This window comes from Microvirga sp. P4_A5, assembly GCF_056402495.1.
Genome location: NZ_JBFUHH010000096.1, coordinates 1 through 15,887 on the forward strand (window position 1 = coordinate 1; position 15,887 = coordinate 15,887).

Below are 15,887 nucleotides of genomic sequence, written 5' to 3' on the forward strand. Positions count from 1 at the left end.
CTACATCTACGGCTCGTCGAACGGCACCAACACCGGTTGGGTCCTCGGCGGCGGTGTCGAATACGCGTTCACCAACAACCTGACAGCCAAGGTCGAAGGTCTGTACGTGAACCTCGACACCAAGAACGACAATTTCGGCGCTTATGCCAACAACAACAACGCCGAGTTCGGCGTGGTTCGCGCTGGCCTGAACTACAAGTTCAGCAGCTACTAAGAGCCGTTTAAGTCTCACGAAAAAGCCCGGTGGAAACACCGGGCTTTTTCTGTTTCAGGGCTTCACGGCCGTCTTGCCGAACATCGGCACGCGCGTCTCGAAATCCGACAGCCAGGCGACGAGCCGTGGGTGGGTCTCGCGCCAGTGCCCGCCCATCCGCAAATCGAGATAACCGAGCGCGCAGGCCTGCGCGATATGCCCCACATGAAGAGTGGCGGTCGGCGCGCTGAGATGGGCTTCTGCATGATCGAGCCCGCGCGCGACCTTGCCGGCGTGGTGTTCGAGCCATTTGGGGTTGCGGTTTTCTTCCGTCCGCCAACGTGTCTCGTAGACCTGGATCAACGCCGCATCCATGATGCCGTCGGCGAGCGCCTGCTGGCGCAAGGCCGCGAAACGGTCCCAGCCCGACGGGTAGATGTGGCCGCCGCCCGCAAGATCGTCGAGGTATTCGAGGATCACGCGCGAATCGTAGAGCGTCTCGCCATTCTCCAGCACCAGCGTCGGGATCTTGCCCAGGGGATTCTGCTGCCGGAGGCTGTCGTCGGGGTTCGTCGTATCGGTATCCACCACCTCGATCCTGTCGATAAGGTCGAGAAGCGAGGCCGCGATCTTGACCTTGCGGCCGAACGGAGAAGCGGGAGAGGAGCGAAGCGTCAGCATGCGGAATTCCTGCGATATGAGAACGCCTCTTCATGAGGCTCGCGCCCTCGCACCGCAACCGATTTCGCTAAGCGGACCTTATGCCGGCGGCCCGAACGGCTCGCAGCGATAGCCTGCATATTGACCGCGCGACAAGCGTTCGGCGAGCGCCGGGAGCAGGAGATCCGCTTCCCGTCGCAGCCCGAAGGGCGGGTTCAGCACCAGAAGGCCGCTCCCATTGAGCCGCGTCTGGTCTCGCGGATCGTCGATCAGCAGTTCGAGCCGGAGCCCCGGCCGCGCGCATTCCGCGTCGAGGCGCGCCACGAGGGCATCGATGGGCGCCGCTGCCTTGATGGGATACCACGCGGCGTAGACGCCATTCGGCCATTTGCGGCTCGCCTCGATGAGTTGCGTGCCGACACGCTCCAACTCGTCGATCTCCTCATAGGGCGGGTCGATCAGAACGAGCCCGCGCTTTTCCTTCGGCGGAATCAGCGCGTGGAGGGCGGTCCAGCCGTCGAGATGCAAGACCTTGAGGTTCGTCGCCTGATTGAAGGCGCGGTTCAGCACCTTGTGATCCGCGGGATGAAGCTCAACGAGGACGCCGCGATCCTGCGGGCGCAGAATTTCGCGCAGGATTCCGGGAGAACCGGGATAGATCGTCGGCCCGTGGCGCGTGCGCACATCGGCGATGATCGTCCGATACGGCGCCAGCAATTCCTCGACCTCGGGCGCAAATGCGGCGTCGAGCCGCCCGACGCCCGCGACCCATTCTCCGGTCCGGCCGGCGGCATCTCCCGCGAGGTCGTAGAGCCCGAGCCCCGCATGGGTGTCGATGACGCGGATCGGCGTCTCTTTCCGCTGAAGGTAGGTGATGATTCGCACGAGCAGGGCGTGCTTCATCACATCGGCGAAATTTCCCGCATGGAACGCGTGCCGATAGTTCATCGAACCGCCGGCACGGCGATCTGGCCCGCGTTGCAGCCGTCGCGATCGACCTCCGGGCATTGCCTGAAATTCTTCAGGTCGCGATCGACGCAAATGCGAATTTCCTGGAACACCCGTCGTCCACAGGAGATCGACATCATGTCGAGGCGCAATCCCGGATTGACTTCGGCGAAGGCGCGCTCGATCTCGATCGGCATCACCCGCGAGCCCGTCGGGATCTTCGCCAGCCGGTCGGGGATCTTCACCATCTCGCGCGCAGCTTTTACCTTGCGGAAATAGCCGCTCGGGCTGTCGCCCGTGCAGGTGCCGTGCTTGCGCCACTGATAGCGGGCGAGATTCTGATCGGGAAACACATCGCCGAACTCGTCCAGGGCCGCCCGCGGAACGAACCGGCCGGACGGCTCACAAAAGCTTGGGTAGCCGACATCGAGCTGCGGCCACAGGCCGTGCGTGACGAAACCGAGCCCCGAGCCATCCGCGCATTGCTTCTCGGATCGTGCCGTCGAGTTGGTTTCACAAAAGCCGGGCGACCAGGACAGGGCGAGGACGTAGAAGTCGAACGCGCCCGCCGGCGCGCCGCGCGCTTCCCGCATCGGCTGGCTGCTGGCAGGAAAGTTTGAAAACGCCAGGAGCAGGAACGCCGCCAGCCACCGGCAGGCGATCAAGGCGCCGCCTGCTTGCATTGGGGCGCATAGGCATAGTTGCGATCGAGGCCGGCGACGCACCATTCGGTGCCCCAGCCCGTCCCCAGGAAGCCGAGGCCGTCACGCACCGAGAAATCGACCCGGCGCTTGTAGCCGTCTGAAACCAGCGCGGTTCCGGAGCAGAACCGGCGCGGGAGATGCTCGAGGCCCCAGGGCCGCCACGCCGTTTCCCGGACGTTCTCGAAACCAAGGATCTGGAGGTCCGAGTTCCAGAATCTCCCCTCGCGCTTGGCGAATCGCGAGGTGATATCGCCGAGGACCGAGGGATCGCCGCAGCCTGGAATGGAGGCATTGAACGAGTGATCCCGTCGTTCCGCCGGCGTGATTTCGCTCGCGAGAACGGGGGCGCTCAGCACCATGCATGAGACCAGAGCCGCCAGCCACTTCATCGTAATGCTCCAACAATCCGAACCGCTTGAACCGAACCATGTGGGTGGCGCGCGTTCAGGTCAAGCGCCAGACAGCGCCGTACCCCGTTTAGTAGATGCTGTGGCTGCTCAAAGCCAAGGGTTCGTTGCCCGAACGCCGCATGGGCGGCGCCGGTGCATAGGTCTGGGCAGGGGGAAGCGGGGGCGCCTGCGCACGCGGCTGCGACGCATAGGCTCCATTGGGCGGCGGCAGATCGGCCGCGAAACCCCCACCCAGGCCTTGGCGCGCCGTCATGCCGGGGGCCATTCCGCCGCCGGCCGCCGTGTCCGGCTGATCCTCTTCGAGGTCGATGGGGGCGAGGTCGGCAGAGGCCGTGAGAGGCGCCGCAAGCCTGCTCTGGACCGGGTCGATTCGCGGTTCGAACTTCAGCACCGGCCGGCAGACGCGCCGGTCCCCCCTTGGGTTGTGCCGGGCGAGGTCCAGATGGAGATGATCGTAGTGATAGGAATCGGAGCCGGGGCCCAGCACCGTGTTGAAATAGCGGCAGGCGCCCACGAAGGCTTCCCGGAGGAATTCCTGTTCGGCGGGATCGCCCTTCCAGCCCTTGACCACGGACACCTCGCGCCCGTTCGCGAGGACGAAGGCCATGACGTCGAGAGCGTTGCCGAAAGCGTGCTCCGAAACCTTGGCGCCGCGCTGGTTGTTGCGCGGCCGGCACGAATAGGACCCCGCCCTCACGTCGATGACGGGGATGCCGAAATACATCATGGCGGCGGGCTTCACGATTTCGTCGAGCCAGGTGTCGATCCGCGGGATGATGGGACAGGCGAGCGTCACCTTCGACGTCAGGCCCACGGACCCGTTGGTGAAGGCCGCGACCTTGAACGGGTAATCGATGCCGCAGACGCCCGGGCCATCGATCTTCGAGGATAGGGACATATAGGCCGAGGGTTGCACCAGCCGTTGGGACAGGCAGGCCTCTTCGGCCTGGGCGCGCCAAGGCTCGCGCTGTTCGAACCGAAACAACCCGCAACCGGTGAGCCCAACTCCAACGAGCGATAGGGCAAAGAACGCAACAAACCCGCGACGCATGCGAGGAAGCTACCCGCAGACCCGTAAACATCGCGTCAACGCTGCCGGCGGAGGTGCAGGATCCACCTTCCCCTCATCGCTACGGTTGCTCCGTCATCAGGGCGGCGGCCGGGAGAAAAACTTCCGCAATACGCTCACCTAGTCTTTGGAAAACATAAATTCATCCCGCAGCTTAGCGAATAGACTTCAAAGCGCCATGTGTTAACGCTGTTCAAATGTACAACAGGCAGTGCAAAGGTCTTTTTTGGGCAAAGAACAAACGGAACATTCCCTCGTCAAAACAACGAATTAACACCTTGGAAACCATTCTATCCCCTGCGCGTTTCCCTTTTGACTGTGCGTTGGGGGCTTTTCACAGGCTCGCGAGTTTGGTAGCGTGCCTCTCCATTCAGACAGGGGTATCCCATGAACGTTGCCTCTCATTTGGACCGCGCTTCGAAATTGAACATCGCAGCCGTATGCGTGTCTCTCGCTTTCATCTGCGCCATCGTCGTCGGCGTTTTCTGATTTTTCAGCTTTCGACCGGCGACCCGGCGAAATTCATCAGCGCGTTAGGCTGCCGGAGAGAATCCGGCAGTTTTTTTATGATTCCGGGCAGGGTTTGGCGGTAACGGTCCAGGAGGTTACGTTGGTTTCCATCCGGCATTCCGCCATGCGCGGCCCCTCCGGTGTCCGGAGACAGGCGCTTTCGCCATAGGCGAACAACCGCCCCTGGGCCCGGCAAAAGCAATCCGCATGGTTGCGGCCCAAAAACTGGGCCGGATGGACGCGAGCGCTCTCGCCCGCGAAGGCCGCGATGGGACTGAGCGTGAAGGTGAGCAGCAGGACGAGGCCGCGCATGACCGCATCTCCGTCGATTTCACCCCCGCAGAATGGTCCTCCTCCCACGGCGCGCCGTCAAGGACGTTCCCAGCTTCGCACCGCCTCATCGTCCGCGCCCGCCGCCTCGATCCACGCCCCGACGCTGCCATCGGCAAGGTGCTCGCGTTTCCAGAACGGCGCCCGGGTTTTCAGATAATCCATCAGGAATCCCGCCGCCTCGAAGGCCGCCCGCCGGTGGCTGGAGGCGGCGAGGACCAGCACGATTTGCTCGCCGGGCCGGATCAATCCGAAGCGGTGGATCAGCGTGAGGCCTGCGAGCGCCCAGCGGGTTTCGACCTGCGCGGCGAGGCGCAGCAATTCCGCCTCCGCCATGCCGGGATAATGCTCCAGTTCGAGGGCCGAGAGCCTCCCGTTCTCGTCGCGGCAGAAGCCGGTGAACGCGACCACGGCGCCAATGTCCGGTCGACCCTCGGTCAGCGCCGAGGTCTCGGCCGCCACATCGAAATCCTCAGCCTGGACCCGGACCCGGACGGGCACGGCCTAGCCGCCTGTCATCGGTGGGAAAAACGCGATTTCCCGCGCGCCGGCAATGGGGGCATCCGGCTTTGCGTGCACATGGTCGATCGCGGCGCGCACCACGCTCTCGTTTTCGAACGCATGTTCGTATTCGTCGCCGCGCGTCCTGAGCCAGCGGACGAGGTCCGCGATGGTGGAAACCGACGGCGGCGGATCGACGTCCTCGTCCGTCCGGCCGACCCGCTCACGCACCCAGGCGAAATAGACGAGCCGCATGGCGGGGTTCACCCCTCGTCCATCATGTGATGAATGCCGGTCTTCAGATAATCCCACCCGGTATAGATGGTGAGAACGGCGGAGACCCAAAGCAGCACGATGCCGATCATCGTCGTTCCCGGCAACACGGTCTCGCCCGCCGGACCGGCGATCAGAAAGCCGATCGCCACGATCTGCGCCGTCGTCTTCCATTTGGCGACCCGGCTCACCGGCACGCCGACCTTCAGTTCGGCGAGAAATTCCCGCAGGCCCGACACCAGGATCTCGCGGCAGAGGATCACGATGGCGGCCCAGAGGCCCCAGCCGTGGATCGTCTGGTCGGCGACCAGCATGAGAAGGCAGGCCGCCACCAGCAGCTTGTCGGCGATGGGATCGAGCATGCGCCCGAGGGCCGATTGCTGCGCATAGATGCGCGCGAAATAACCGTCGAGATAATCGGTGATTCCGGCGAGCGCGAAGACCCCGAGCGCCATCCAGCGCGACCAATGATCTTCCGGCCAAAACAGCAGACCCACCACGGCGGGGATCGCCGCCAGCCGGAGATAGGTCAGGATGTTCGGAAGATTGAAGGCCTTCGACCGGCGCATGGGGGATGCTGTGCTCATTGACCGGCAGGAAGCATGCCGGGGGTTGATCCGTCAACCTGACATGGCCGACTGCTCAATATCTGGTTCCCGCCGGGTTTCCGACAAGCCGTGTTTTGCAACTTTGTTGTGATGGGACTCAAAGAACCGGATCAGCTCCGCTCGTGGAAAAAATCATAGATGGCCCGCGCCGTGGCGGCGTTCACGCCGGGCGCCCGGATGAGATCCTCGAGGGCCGCCCGCTGGATGGCCTTGACGGTTCCGAAATGGTGCAGGAGCGCGCGCTTGCGGGTGGGACCGATGCCGGAGATTTCATCGAGCGGGTTTTTCACCAGTTCACGTTTGCGTTTGGCGCGGTGGGCGCCGATCGCGAAGCGGTGCGCTTCGTCCCGCAGGCGCTGCACGAAATACAGCGCCGGGTCGCGCGGAGGCAGCTTGAAGGCCGGCTGCCCGGGCTTGAAGAACGTCTCCCGCCCCGCGTCGCGGTCGCGACCCTTCGCGATGCCGATCAGCGCCACGTCGGCATCGCCGACGCCGATYTCCGCCAGCGCCTGGCGAGCCGCCTGCAATTGCCCCGCCCCGCCATCGATGAGGACGAGATCCGGCCAAGCGGGAAAGCCGTCGTCGGCAACAGCGACCGCTGTCGCCTCCGCGTTCTCGACCGCGGGAGAACGCGGCTCCTCCTTCACGAGACGCGTGAAGCGGCGATGGAGCATCTCGCGCATCATCCCGCAATCGTCGCCGGGCTTCAGGTCTTCGGACTTCATGTTGAAGGTGCGGTAATGCTGCTTCATGAAGCCGTTCGCGCCGGCGACGATCATCGCGCCCACCGCATTCGTGCCCATGATGTGGGAGTTGTCGTAGACCTCGACCCGGCGGGGTGCTTTCTCCAGCCCGAAGGCCTGACCGAGCGAGATCAGCAGCTTCTGCTGCGAGGCCGTGTCGGCGAGCTTGCGGCCCAAGGCTTCCTTGGCGTTGCGCAGCACATATTCGATGAGCTGCCGGCGTTCTCCCCGCTGCGGCGTGTGGATTTCGACCCGCGCTTCGGCGCGCGTCGACAGCGCGGCGCCCATCAGTTCCACATCCTCGATCTCGTGGGACAAAAGCACCAGACGCGGCGCCGGCTTGTCGTCGTAGAACTGCGCCAGGAACGACGTCAGCACCTCCTCGCGGCTGATGGTCTTGTCGGCCTTCGGGAAATACGCCCGGTTGCCCCAGTTCTGCCAATTGCGGAAGAAGAACACCTCGACGCAGAACTGCCCTGCCTGCTCGTCGATCGCAAAGACATCCGCCTCCTCCACCGATTGCGTGTTCACGCCCTGCACGCCCTGGATCGCCGACAAGGCCGCGAGCCTGTCGCGGCAGCGGGCCGCGCGCTCGAATTCGAGCGCATGGGAGGCTTCCTGCATTTCCTCGGTGATGCGCGCCTTCACGGCGTTCGATTTGCCCGACAGGAACCCGCGCGCCTGTTCGGCGAGGTTCGCGTATTCGTCGAGGGGAATTTCCTGCGTGCAGGGGCCCGAACAACGCTTGATCTGGAACAGCAGGCAGGGCCGCGTGCGGTTTTCGTAATAACTGTCGTTGCACGAGCGCAGAAGAAACGCCCGCTGCAGCGCGTTGATGGTGCGGTTCACCGCCCACACGCTCGCGAACGGGCCGTAATAATCCCCTTTGCGCTTGCGCGCGCCGCGATGCTTGACGAGCTGCGGCGCCTCGTGATCTCCCGTGAGCAGAATGTAGGGAAGCGACTTGTCGTCCCGCAGCAGCACGTTGTAGCGCGGGCGCAGCTGCTTGATGAGGTTGGCCTCGAGCAGCAGCGCCTCGGTTTCGGTGGCGGTGGTAACGAACTCCATCGCCGAGGTTTCGGCGATCATCCGGGCGATCCGGTTCGAATGCCCCTGCCCGCGCGCATAGGAGCCGACGCGGGCCTTCAGGCTGCGCGCCTTGCCCACATACAGCACGTCGCCCTTGCCATCGAGCATGCGATAGACGCCCGGCGCATTGGGCAGGGTTCTCCAGAAATGCTGGATGATCTCGGTGCCGCGCTTCACCGATCCGGGATGCGCCTCGAGGTCGAACTCGACATCCGACGCGCTCTCGAGCGAAACGACATCCTCGTCTTCGTCTTGGCTCAGGATCTCGGGAGGAACGTCGTTGGTGGGCTTGGGACTCATGGGTCTGATTTAGGCGCTGGTCTCTCCCATGGAAAGGGGCCGCCGAACACCGGCCTCCTCACGTCACACGAAACGAGCGTCAAGAGCAAATCGCCACAATCGTCGGCGGCATGCCGGTCTCAGATGATGTTGAAGTCCGCCGCGGTCATCTTAAGGGCCTTGCTCAACTTTGCGATTTCCACCGCCTTGCTGTGTCCGGAGCCGTCCGCGTCATACGTCAGCAATCCGGTTTTTTTGGAGTATCTGAGATAGTCGTTCTTGTCCTTGGCGCGGTCACCGATGGTGAAGAACGCTTTTTTCAGCTTGCCAGGCTGCAAGTCGGTCCCCTTGCCGAGCTTCTTGAAGATGGCATTGTCGAGCCAGATCGTATCGTCCTTCACCTGGAAATCTTTGATCGCGTCAAAATTGGTTTTCTTGTTCGGTTTGGTGTTGAACACGAAGATGTCCCGACCCTGACCGCCATAGAGGACGTCTTGGCCAAGCTGGCCCCAAATCTTGTCGTTGCCGAGTTCGCCTCTGATCGTGTTTGCTCCTTCGGAGCCGACGAGTGAATTGGAGGAGGCATTGCCCATCAAGCTCATCGCCCCGCCGCCGATGGCCATAAGGTCCTCGACAAACGCCGTTAAGGTGTAGCTCACGGTGGTAAATACCCTGTCGGAGAGGCCCCCCGTGTCGGTTTCCACCACCCGATCGCCCTCATTGTCGACATAGTAGACGTCGTCGCCGAGACCGCCCACCAATTCGTCCGCGCCGAGCCCTCCATTCAGGACGTCGTTGCCATCCTCTCCAACCAAACGATCCTTGCCGCCGGCGCCGTCCAGCAAATCGGCGAAGCGCGTTCCGACGAAATTGTCGTCAGCGTCATCGCCACGCAGATTCAAGCCCGCTTTGCGGGGATCGAAAGTCTGAAAATGAGCGGAACTGTCGTTAATGTCGTCCCAGCTCACCACGTAGCGCCCATCCTTGAGGACGGCGATCGACGGGCTGAACTGGATACCTGCCGTAGATCGRCCGATTGCCGTCGGCGGTGTTATGGTCGTGCCAGTCTCCGTATAGGTTGCGACGAACACGTCCTGATTGGCCCCACCCTGGACGAAAGCGACAACGAACTCGCCTCCCGGAAGCGCCTCGACGGCAAGCTCGTCGCCCGAGAAATTGCTGGCAGGCGTGATCTCCTGCCCGACTGGCTGGGCTTCCGAATTGTAGATCCGTGCCTTCAGAGCGCTTCCAGCACCGACACCGTCTTGCCAGACAACAACAAAGTTGCCGCTTTCGAGGCCCGCCACTTCAACGGCGGCCGCGGCGGTGGAGAGCGACTTCACAAGGGTCTCGGACACCTGCCCGCCTGACCGGTGCAACTGGATTTTGACATCGGTCGTCGTAGCGGTTGGATGCGTATCCACAACCGTCACGTAGCTCCCATTTTTGAGCGCTGCAATGGATTGAGCGGTACCGGCGAGCCCGGCGATGACCGGGCCGGCAAGACCACCGGGGCCGAAAACGACACTCTTGAAACCTTGCTGCACGAACGCAATGGCATAGCCGCCATTCCCAAGTGCTGTTATTTCCGGGTATCCTGCGCCGGTCCCAACCTCGGTTATGCCGCTTGCCGCCACTCCCCCGGCTTTGAAGATTTGCGTCTCCAGTCTAAAGGCTCCCAGACCATCGGTGTTGTTGGTCCACGCAACGGCGAAACGCCCCTCGCTCAGCGCGGCCGCAACTGGGAGAAACAGGCTTCCGGTGGCAACCGTACTCACGACGAACGTGCCACCTATCGATGAGCCATCGGCGTCCTGAATACGACCGACGAGTTCCTCGCCGCCGCCCTGCCCTGGCCGACACCAGAGAGCAAGATACGTTCCATCGCTAAGCCCYGTCAGTGCCGGCGTCTCAATAATGTTGTTCGACCACTCCAAGCCGACAGGGTTCAACACGGGACTCTCCTGAATTGTTGTATCATTATATTATACTATACCTTGATTTCGTCGTGTCTACCGGCGTCCCTGGCGCCGCAGCTGTCGGCGAACTGGTAAACGCCTCGCGCGCGAGCTAAACCGCAGAGCTTCCACACCATGGGAATTTGAGGTTTGCGCCCCTCCATCGTCTCCTCCGCCTTCATCGCGGCCCTGGTCGGTTTCGGCAGCACCATCGCGATCGTCATCGCGGCCGCGCAGGCGGTGGGGGCGAACGCTGCCCAGACGACGTCATGGGTGGCGGCGATCTGCCTGAGCATGGCGGCGACCACCGGCTACCTCAGCGTCCGCTACCGGATGCCGGTGGTCACCGCATGGTCGACGCCGGGGGCGGCCCTGATCGCGGCGTCGAGCGGGATCTCAATCGAGGCGGCGGTCGGCGCTTTCCTGCTGGTCGGCGGGCTGGTCGTGCTGGCCGCGGCCGTGAAGCCCTTCGGGCGTCTCATCGAGCGCATCCCGACGGCAATCGCCGCCGCGATGCTGGCAGGCGTGCTGATCCGCTTCGTCATGGCGGTGTTCGAGAGCGCACAAGGCGCACCCGGCCTCGTCCTGCCGCTCGTCGCCGTCTTTCTGGTCGCCCGGCTGTTCAATCCGGCCCTGGCCGTGCTGGCGGTCCTGTTCGTCGGCCTGGGGCTCGCTTTCGGCCGAGGCCTCGCGGGGCCCGTCCCGCCGGATCTCGCGCTCTCGACGCTGACCTTCATTCCCCCGGCACTCGACCCGGCGGTGCTGCTGGGCCTCGGCGTGCCGCTGTTTCTCGTCACCATGGCGTCCCAGAACCTGCCCGGCTTCGCGGTCCTGCGGGCGTCCGGCTATACGCCGCCGTCGCGACCGATCCTCGCGGTGACGGGCGTCGCCTCGTTGGTGAGCGCCTTCTTCGGCGCGCATACGAGCAACCTGGCGGCGATCTCGGCGGCGATCTGCACCGGGCCCGACACCCACCCGGACCCGGCAAAGCGCTGGATGGTCGGGCCCTTCTACGCCCTCTGCTACCTGTTTTTCGCGGCTTTCAGCGCCAACCTGATCGCCATGATCGCGGCTTTGCCGCCCGAGCTCATCAGAACCGTCGCCGGTTTGGCGCTGATGGGCGCCTTCGCGGGGGCCCTCGCCTCTGCGCTCGCCGACGAGGCCAAGCGCTTCCCGGCCGTGCTGACGCTGGCGGTGACGGCGTCGGGGTTATCCCTGTTCGGGATCGGGTCGGCCTTTTGGGGCCTGGCGGCGGGGCTCGCGGTGATGGGGCTCGATCGGCTGGCGGCGGTTGTGCGCAAGCGGCACTGAACTGGACGCGGCCGCCCCTTAAGCTTAAGACTTCGTTACCAACGAGAATGAGTACAACGAGGTCACGATGGTCGAATCCAGGCATTTCGGACGTCTCGTCCCGGTGGCGCTCGTGGCGGGTCTTGCCGCCTGCCAGGCCAGCGGCCCGGCCATGACGGGTTCCCCCGCGGGCGTTCCCATCGCCCTCGAGAGCATCGATGGACCCCCGACCCAGATCCGCACCGCGCTCATCGGCGAACTCAACAATGCGGCGACCGACCGCAAGGTGGAGCTGGTCGGCGCCAACGCGCAGGCCCGCTACCGCGTCCGTGGCTACCTCTCGGCCGAGACGGCCGACGGCGGCGGCACCAAGGTCGCGTATGTGTGGGACGTCTTCGATTCGCAGAACAAACGCGCCAAGCGGCTCACCGGCACCAGCCCCGTCTCGGTGAGCTACACGTCGCTGTCCACTCTCGACAAGGAGACGCTGGCGCGGCTGGCGAATTCCAGCATGGACGAAATCGCGGAGTTTCTCGCCGCCGCCAAGGCCGAGACCCCGATCCATACCGCCGCGGCCCCCATCGACGACGAGCCTGTGGCGTCTGAGTGACGCGTGCGAAAACACGCGGAAAACCGGTTCGTCTGCGGCCATGCGCGTATTGTGACGGTTTCCCAACGCTGCTAAGACCCGAGCCTCGCGGCGACGGGACGAGACCGTCGCGCGGTGCATATTCTAAATCGTTGATCAAACCGAAGATGGTTTCATGAAGCTCGTTGCGGGAAATTCGAACCGTCCGCTGGCGGAGGCCATCTCCGCCTATCTCAATATCCCGCTCGCCAAATGTCAGGTGAGGCGTTTCGCCGACATGGAAATCTATGTCGAGATCCAGGAGAATGTGCGCGGCGAGGATGTCTTCATCATCCAGTCCACCTCCTATCCCGCCAACGACCACCTGATGGAGCTGCTGATCATCTGCGACGCCCTGCGCCGCTCCTCGGCACGGCGCATCACGGCGGTCATCCCCTATTTCGGCTATGCCCGGCAGGACCGGAAACCCGCCGCGCGGACGCCGATTTCGGCCAAGCTGGTGGCCAATCTCATCACCCATGCGGGGGTCGACCGCGTGTTGACGCTCGATCTGCACGCCGGCCAGATCCAGGGCTTCTTCGACATCCCCACCGACAACCTCTTCAGCGCCCCCGTGATGGTGCGCGACATCAAGGAGCGGCTTGTCGACGGCAACCAGATGGTGGTCTCGCCGGATGTCGGCGGCGTGGTGCGCGCGCGCGCCCTCGCTAAGCGGATCGACGCCCCGCTCGCCATCGTCGACAAGCGCCGGGAGCGCCCGGGCGAGTCGGAGGTCATGAACATCATCGGCGACGTGTCGGGCCGGTCCTGCATCCTGCTCGACGATATCGTCGATTCGGGCGGCACCCTGGTGAACGCCGCCGAGGCTTTGCTGAAGAACGGCGCCAAGGAAGTCTACGCCTACATCACCCACGGGGTGCTGTCGGGCGGCGCGGTCTCGCGCATCATCAATTCCAAGCTCAAGGAACTGGTCATCACCGACTCGATCATGCCCACCGAGGCCGTGAAGGTGGCGCACAATATCCGCGTCCTCCCCATCGCCCACCTTATGGGCGAGGCCATCGGCCGCACGGCCACCGAGAGCTCGGTGTCGAGCCTGTTCGACTGAGGGCGGATTTTACCCGCCTGCCAAATCTTGCAATTGCGGGCCGCTTTCTCTATAAGCCGCCTCGCGCCCGCTCGACACCCTTGGAGGCACGGGCGCATGACCTTACGGCCGCCTGAATGTTCGCAAGGACCTTGGCGGCCTTCGGTTTTTACAACGCACATTCTTTAAGGACCACAGCCATGAGCGATATCAAGCAAATCACGGCCGTGGCGCGCGACCGGAGCGGCAAGGGGGCCGCCCGGGCCGTTCGACGCCAGGGCCAAGTACCCGCGGTTATCTACGGAGCCGGTCAGCCGGCCACCGGAATCGCCCTCGATTTCAACGAGACCAAGCGGTTGATCTTCGCCGGTCACTTCCTCACGACGATCTTCGAGATCGATGTCGACGGCAAGAAGACCCGTGCGATCCCGCGCGATTACCAGCTCGATCCGGTTCGCGATTTCCCCGTTCACGTGGATTTCCTGCGCCTCTCGAAGGGCCAGTCGATCAAGGTCGTCGTTCCGGTTCACGTGACCGACCAGGACAAGTCGATCGGCGTGAAGCGCGGCGGCACCGTCAACATCGTTGAGCACACGATCGAGCTGCTGGTTCCCTCGGATTCGATCCCGGACTCGCTCGAAGTCTCAGTGGCCGACCTCGACATCGGATCGGTGATCCACCTTGAGGACATCAAGCTGCCGAAGGGCGCCAAGGCGACCGCGACCGAGAACCTGACAATCGTCTCCCTGGTAGCCCCGTCGGGCATGCAGGAAGAAGAGACCGCTCCGGCCACAGAGGCTCCGGCTGCTGCTCCCGCGGCGAAGGCCTGATCGTTTAAACGCAGGAGCCCTCGGCTCAGCGGGCTCCGGCCCATTCTCAATGCCTTCGACGCTCCGACCGCAAGGCCGGGGCGTTTCTTATGGGTGTAACCCGCGATGCGCCTTTTCGTCGGCCTCGGCAATCCCGGCCCCCGCTACGCCAGAAACCGCCACAATATCGGTTTCATGGCGGCGGATGAGATCGCGCGCGTTCACCGGGCGGCGCCATGGCGGAAGCGCTTCCAGGCCGATACCGCCGAGGCAGTCATCGGGGCCGAGAAGGTCATTATCCTCAAGCCACAGACCTACATGAACGAGTCGGGGCGCGCGGTGGCCGACGCCATGCGGTTCTTCAAGATCCCGCTCGGCGACGTCACGGTCTTCTACGACGAACTCGATCTTCCGCCGGCGAAATGCCGCGTGAAGGTGGGTGGCGGCAATGCCGGCCATAATGGCCTGCGGTCGATCACGGCCCATTGCGGCAACGACTACAGACGGGTGCGCCTCGGCATCGGTCATCCGGGCTTCAAGCCGCTGGTGCAGAGCTACGTGCTGGGCGATTTCGGCAAGGCAGAGGCGGTCTGGGTCGAGGATCTCTGCCGGGCGCTCGCCGACAATGCCGAGCTTCTCGCCCGCGGCGACGATTCGAGTTTTCAGAACAAGGTCCACCTCGCCATGGAGGCGAGAGGCTGGACGGACGTCAAACGGCCCGGCGAAAAGGCCGAGAACAACAAGGAGTGAGGCCATGGGCTTCAAGATGGGCATCGTCGGATTGCCGAATGTCGGAAAATCCACCCTTTTCAACGCGCTGACGCAGACGGCGGCGGCGCAGGCCGCCAATTATCCGTTCTGCACCATCGAGCCGAATGTCGGCGACGTGGCGGTGCCCGACGAGCGTCTGGAGACGCTCGCGGCGATCGCGGGATCCGGCCAGATCATCCCGACCCGCCTCACCTTCGTGGATATTGCCGGCCTGGTACGCGGCGCGTCCAAGGGCGAAGGCCTGGGCAACCAGTTCCTGGCCAATATCCGCGAGGTCGACGCGGTCGCCCATGTGGTGCGCTGCTTCGTCGATACGGACATCACCCACGTCGAGGGCAAGATCGACCCGATCGCCGATATCGAGATCATCGAGACCGAGTTGATGCTCGCCGACATGGACAGCCTTGAGAAGCGCGTCCAGGCGCTGGAGAAAAAGGCGAAAAGCAACGACAAGGAGGCAAAGGAAGCCCTCGACCTCGTCAACCGGTCGCTCGCGCTCCTGCGCGAAGGCATCCCGGCCCGGGCGGTCGAGCGCAAGCCCGAGGAAGAGCGGGTGTTCCAGATGCTGGGCCTGCTGACCTCGAAGCCCGTCCTCTATGTGTGCAATGTCGAGGAAGCCTCCGCCGACCAGGGCAATGACTTCTCGGCGCTCGTGATGGAGCGCGCCCGCCAGGAAGGCGCCAAGGCCGTCGTCGTGTCTGCCAAGATCGAGAGCGAAATTGCCGTCCTCGATGCCGCCGAGCAGAAGGATTATCTCGACGCCATCGGCCTCACCGAGCCCGGCCTCAACCGGGTGATCCGCGCCGGCTACGAGCTTTTGGGCCTCGTCACCTATTTCACCGTCGGGCCGAAGGAGGCCCGCGCCTGGACGATCACCCGGGGCACCAAGGCGCCCGCGGCCGCCGGCGTCATTCACACCGATTTCGAGAAGGGCTTCATCCGGGCCGAGACGATCGCCTATCCGGATTATGTGTCCCTGAAGGGCGAAGCGGGCGCCCGCGATGCCGGCAAGCTCCGGCTCGAGGGCAAGGAATACCCGGTCAACGACGGCGACGTGCTGCACTTC

The 15,887-nt window shown here is 63.9% G+C and carries 18 protein-coding genes; 7 read left to right on the forward strand and 11 right to left on the reverse strand.

Features of this window, described 5'->3' with window-relative positions:
• A partial coding sequence (locus AC1DVM_RS18860) for an outer membrane protein (RefSeq protein ID WP_477256930.1) occupies nt 1-214 on the forward strand: 214 nt, incomplete at its 5' end.
• Nucleotides 215-268: 54 nt separating this feature from the next.
• Here the strand turns inward: AC1DVM_RS18860 and AC1DVM_RS18865 are convergent.
• From AC1DVM_RS18865 to AC1DVM_RS18915, 11 genes are all read right to left on the reverse strand, one after another.
• Nucleotides 269-874 carry a glutathione S-transferase family protein gene (locus AC1DVM_RS18865; protein WP_477256932.1) on the reverse strand — a complete coding sequence of 202 codons (606 nt, stop codon included), beginning with the start codon at nt 872-874 and terminating at the stop codon, nt 269-271.
• A gap of 78 nt (nt 875-952) precedes the next feature.
• Nucleotides 953-1,801 carry a 23S rRNA (adenine(2030)-N(6))-methyltransferase RlmJ gene (locus AC1DVM_RS18870; RefSeq protein ID WP_477256934.1) on the reverse strand — a complete coding sequence of 283 codons (849 nt, stop codon included), beginning with the start codon at nt 1,799-1,801 and terminating at the stop codon, nt 953-955.
• Nucleotides 1,798-2,466 (reverse strand): ribonuclease T2 family protein, encoded by a 669-nt coding sequence (locus AC1DVM_RS18875; RefSeq protein ID WP_477256936.1) that lies wholly within the window; start codon nt 2,464-2,466, stop codon nt 1,798-1,800. Before AC1DVM_RS18875 ends, AC1DVM_RS18870 begins: the two co-directional genes overlap by 4 nt.
• Entirely contained in the window at nt 2,463-2,894 is a 432-nt protein-coding gene (locus AC1DVM_RS18880) for a hypothetical protein (RefSeq protein ID WP_477256938.1), read from the reverse strand. The genes AC1DVM_RS18875 and AC1DVM_RS18880 overlap by 4 nt, the downstream gene beginning before the upstream one ends.
• 88 nt (nt 2,895-2,982) lie before the next feature.
• The gene (locus AC1DVM_RS18885; protein ID WP_477256940.1) at nt 2,983-3,966 is read right to left on the reverse strand and encodes an extensin-like domain-containing protein; all 984 of its coding nucleotides are present in this window, start codon (nt 3,964-3,966) and stop codon (nt 2,983-2,985) included.
• A gap of 582 nt (nt 3,967-4,548) precedes the next feature.
• The gene (locus AC1DVM_RS18890; RefSeq protein WP_477256942.1) at nt 4,549-4,806 is read right to left on the reverse strand and encodes a hypothetical protein; all 258 of its coding nucleotides are present in this window, start codon (nt 4,804-4,806) and stop codon (nt 4,549-4,551) included.
• Nucleotides 4,807-4,863: 57 nt separating this feature from the next.
• A complete protein-coding gene (locus tag AC1DVM_RS18895) occupies nt 4,864-5,325 on the reverse strand; it encodes a molybdenum cofactor biosynthesis protein MoaE (protein ID WP_477256944.1) in 462 nt (153 codons plus the stop codon).
• Nucleotides 5,326-5,328: 3 nt separating this feature from the next.
• The gene (moaD, locus tag AC1DVM_RS18900) at nt 5,329-5,580 is read right to left on the reverse strand and encodes a molybdopterin converting factor subunit 1 (RefSeq protein ID WP_477256946.1); all 252 of its coding nucleotides are present in this window, start codon (nt 5,578-5,580) and stop codon (nt 5,329-5,331) included.
• An 8-nt stretch (nt 5,581-5,588) separates the two neighbouring features.
• Entirely contained in the window at nt 5,589-6,185 is a 597-nt protein-coding gene (gene pgsA, locus AC1DVM_RS18905; RefSeq protein ID WP_477256948.1) for a CDP-diacylglycerol--glycerol-3-phosphate 3-phosphatidyltransferase, read from the reverse strand.
• A gap of 131 nt (nt 6,186-6,316) precedes the next feature.
• Entirely contained in the window at nt 6,317-8,338 is a 2,022-nt protein-coding gene (gene uvrC / locus AC1DVM_RS18910; protein ID WP_477256949.1) for an excinuclease ABC subunit UvrC, read from the reverse strand.
• A gap of 119 nt (nt 8,339-8,457) precedes the next feature.
• Nucleotides 8,458-10,269: a calcium-binding protein gene (locus tag AC1DVM_RS18915; protein ID WP_477256951.1), complete on the reverse strand. Its 1,812-nt coding sequence runs from the start codon at nt 10,267-10,269 to the stop codon at nt 8,458-8,460.
• 156 nt (nt 10,270-10,425) lie between these two features.
• Here AC1DVM_RS18915 and AC1DVM_RS18920 point away from each other — a divergent pair, with 156 nt between their 5' ends.
• The 6 genes from AC1DVM_RS18920 to ychF form a co-directional block, all read left to right on the forward strand.
• Nucleotides 10,426-11,586, forward strand: coding sequence for a benzoate/H(+) symporter BenE family transporter (locus tag AC1DVM_RS18920; protein WP_477256953.1), 1,161 nt, complete (start codon nt 10,426-10,428; stop codon nt 11,584-11,586).
• Between the two features lie 67 nt (nt 11,587-11,653).
• Nucleotides 11,654-12,175, forward strand: a complete 522-nt coding sequence (locus tag AC1DVM_RS18925) for a hypothetical protein (RefSeq protein WP_477256955.1) — start codon at nt 11,654-11,656, stop codon at nt 12,173-12,175.
• A gap of 154 nt (nt 12,176-12,329) precedes the next feature.
• Nucleotides 12,330-13,262 (forward strand): ribose-phosphate pyrophosphokinase, encoded by a 933-nt coding sequence (locus AC1DVM_RS18930; protein ID WP_477256957.1) that lies wholly within the window; start codon nt 12,330-12,332, stop codon nt 13,260-13,262.
• A gap of 179 nt (nt 13,263-13,441) precedes the next feature.
• The gene (locus AC1DVM_RS18935) at nt 13,442-14,071 is read left to right on the forward strand and encodes a 50S ribosomal protein L25/general stress protein Ctc (protein ID WP_477256959.1); all 630 of its coding nucleotides are present in this window, start codon (nt 13,442-13,444) and stop codon (nt 14,069-14,071) included.
• Nucleotides 14,072-14,176: 105 nt separating this feature from the next.
• Complete coding sequence (pth, locus tag AC1DVM_RS18940) at nt 14,177-14,800, forward strand: aminoacyl-tRNA hydrolase (protein WP_477256961.1); 624 nt, start codon at nt 14,177-14,179, stop codon at nt 14,798-14,800.
• A 4-nt stretch (nt 14,801-14,804) separates the two neighbouring features.
• Nucleotides 14,805-15,887, forward strand: a 1,083-nt coding sequence (gene ychF, locus AC1DVM_RS18945; protein ID WP_477256962.1) for a redox-regulated ATPase YchF, incomplete at its 3' end; no start/stop codon positions are given.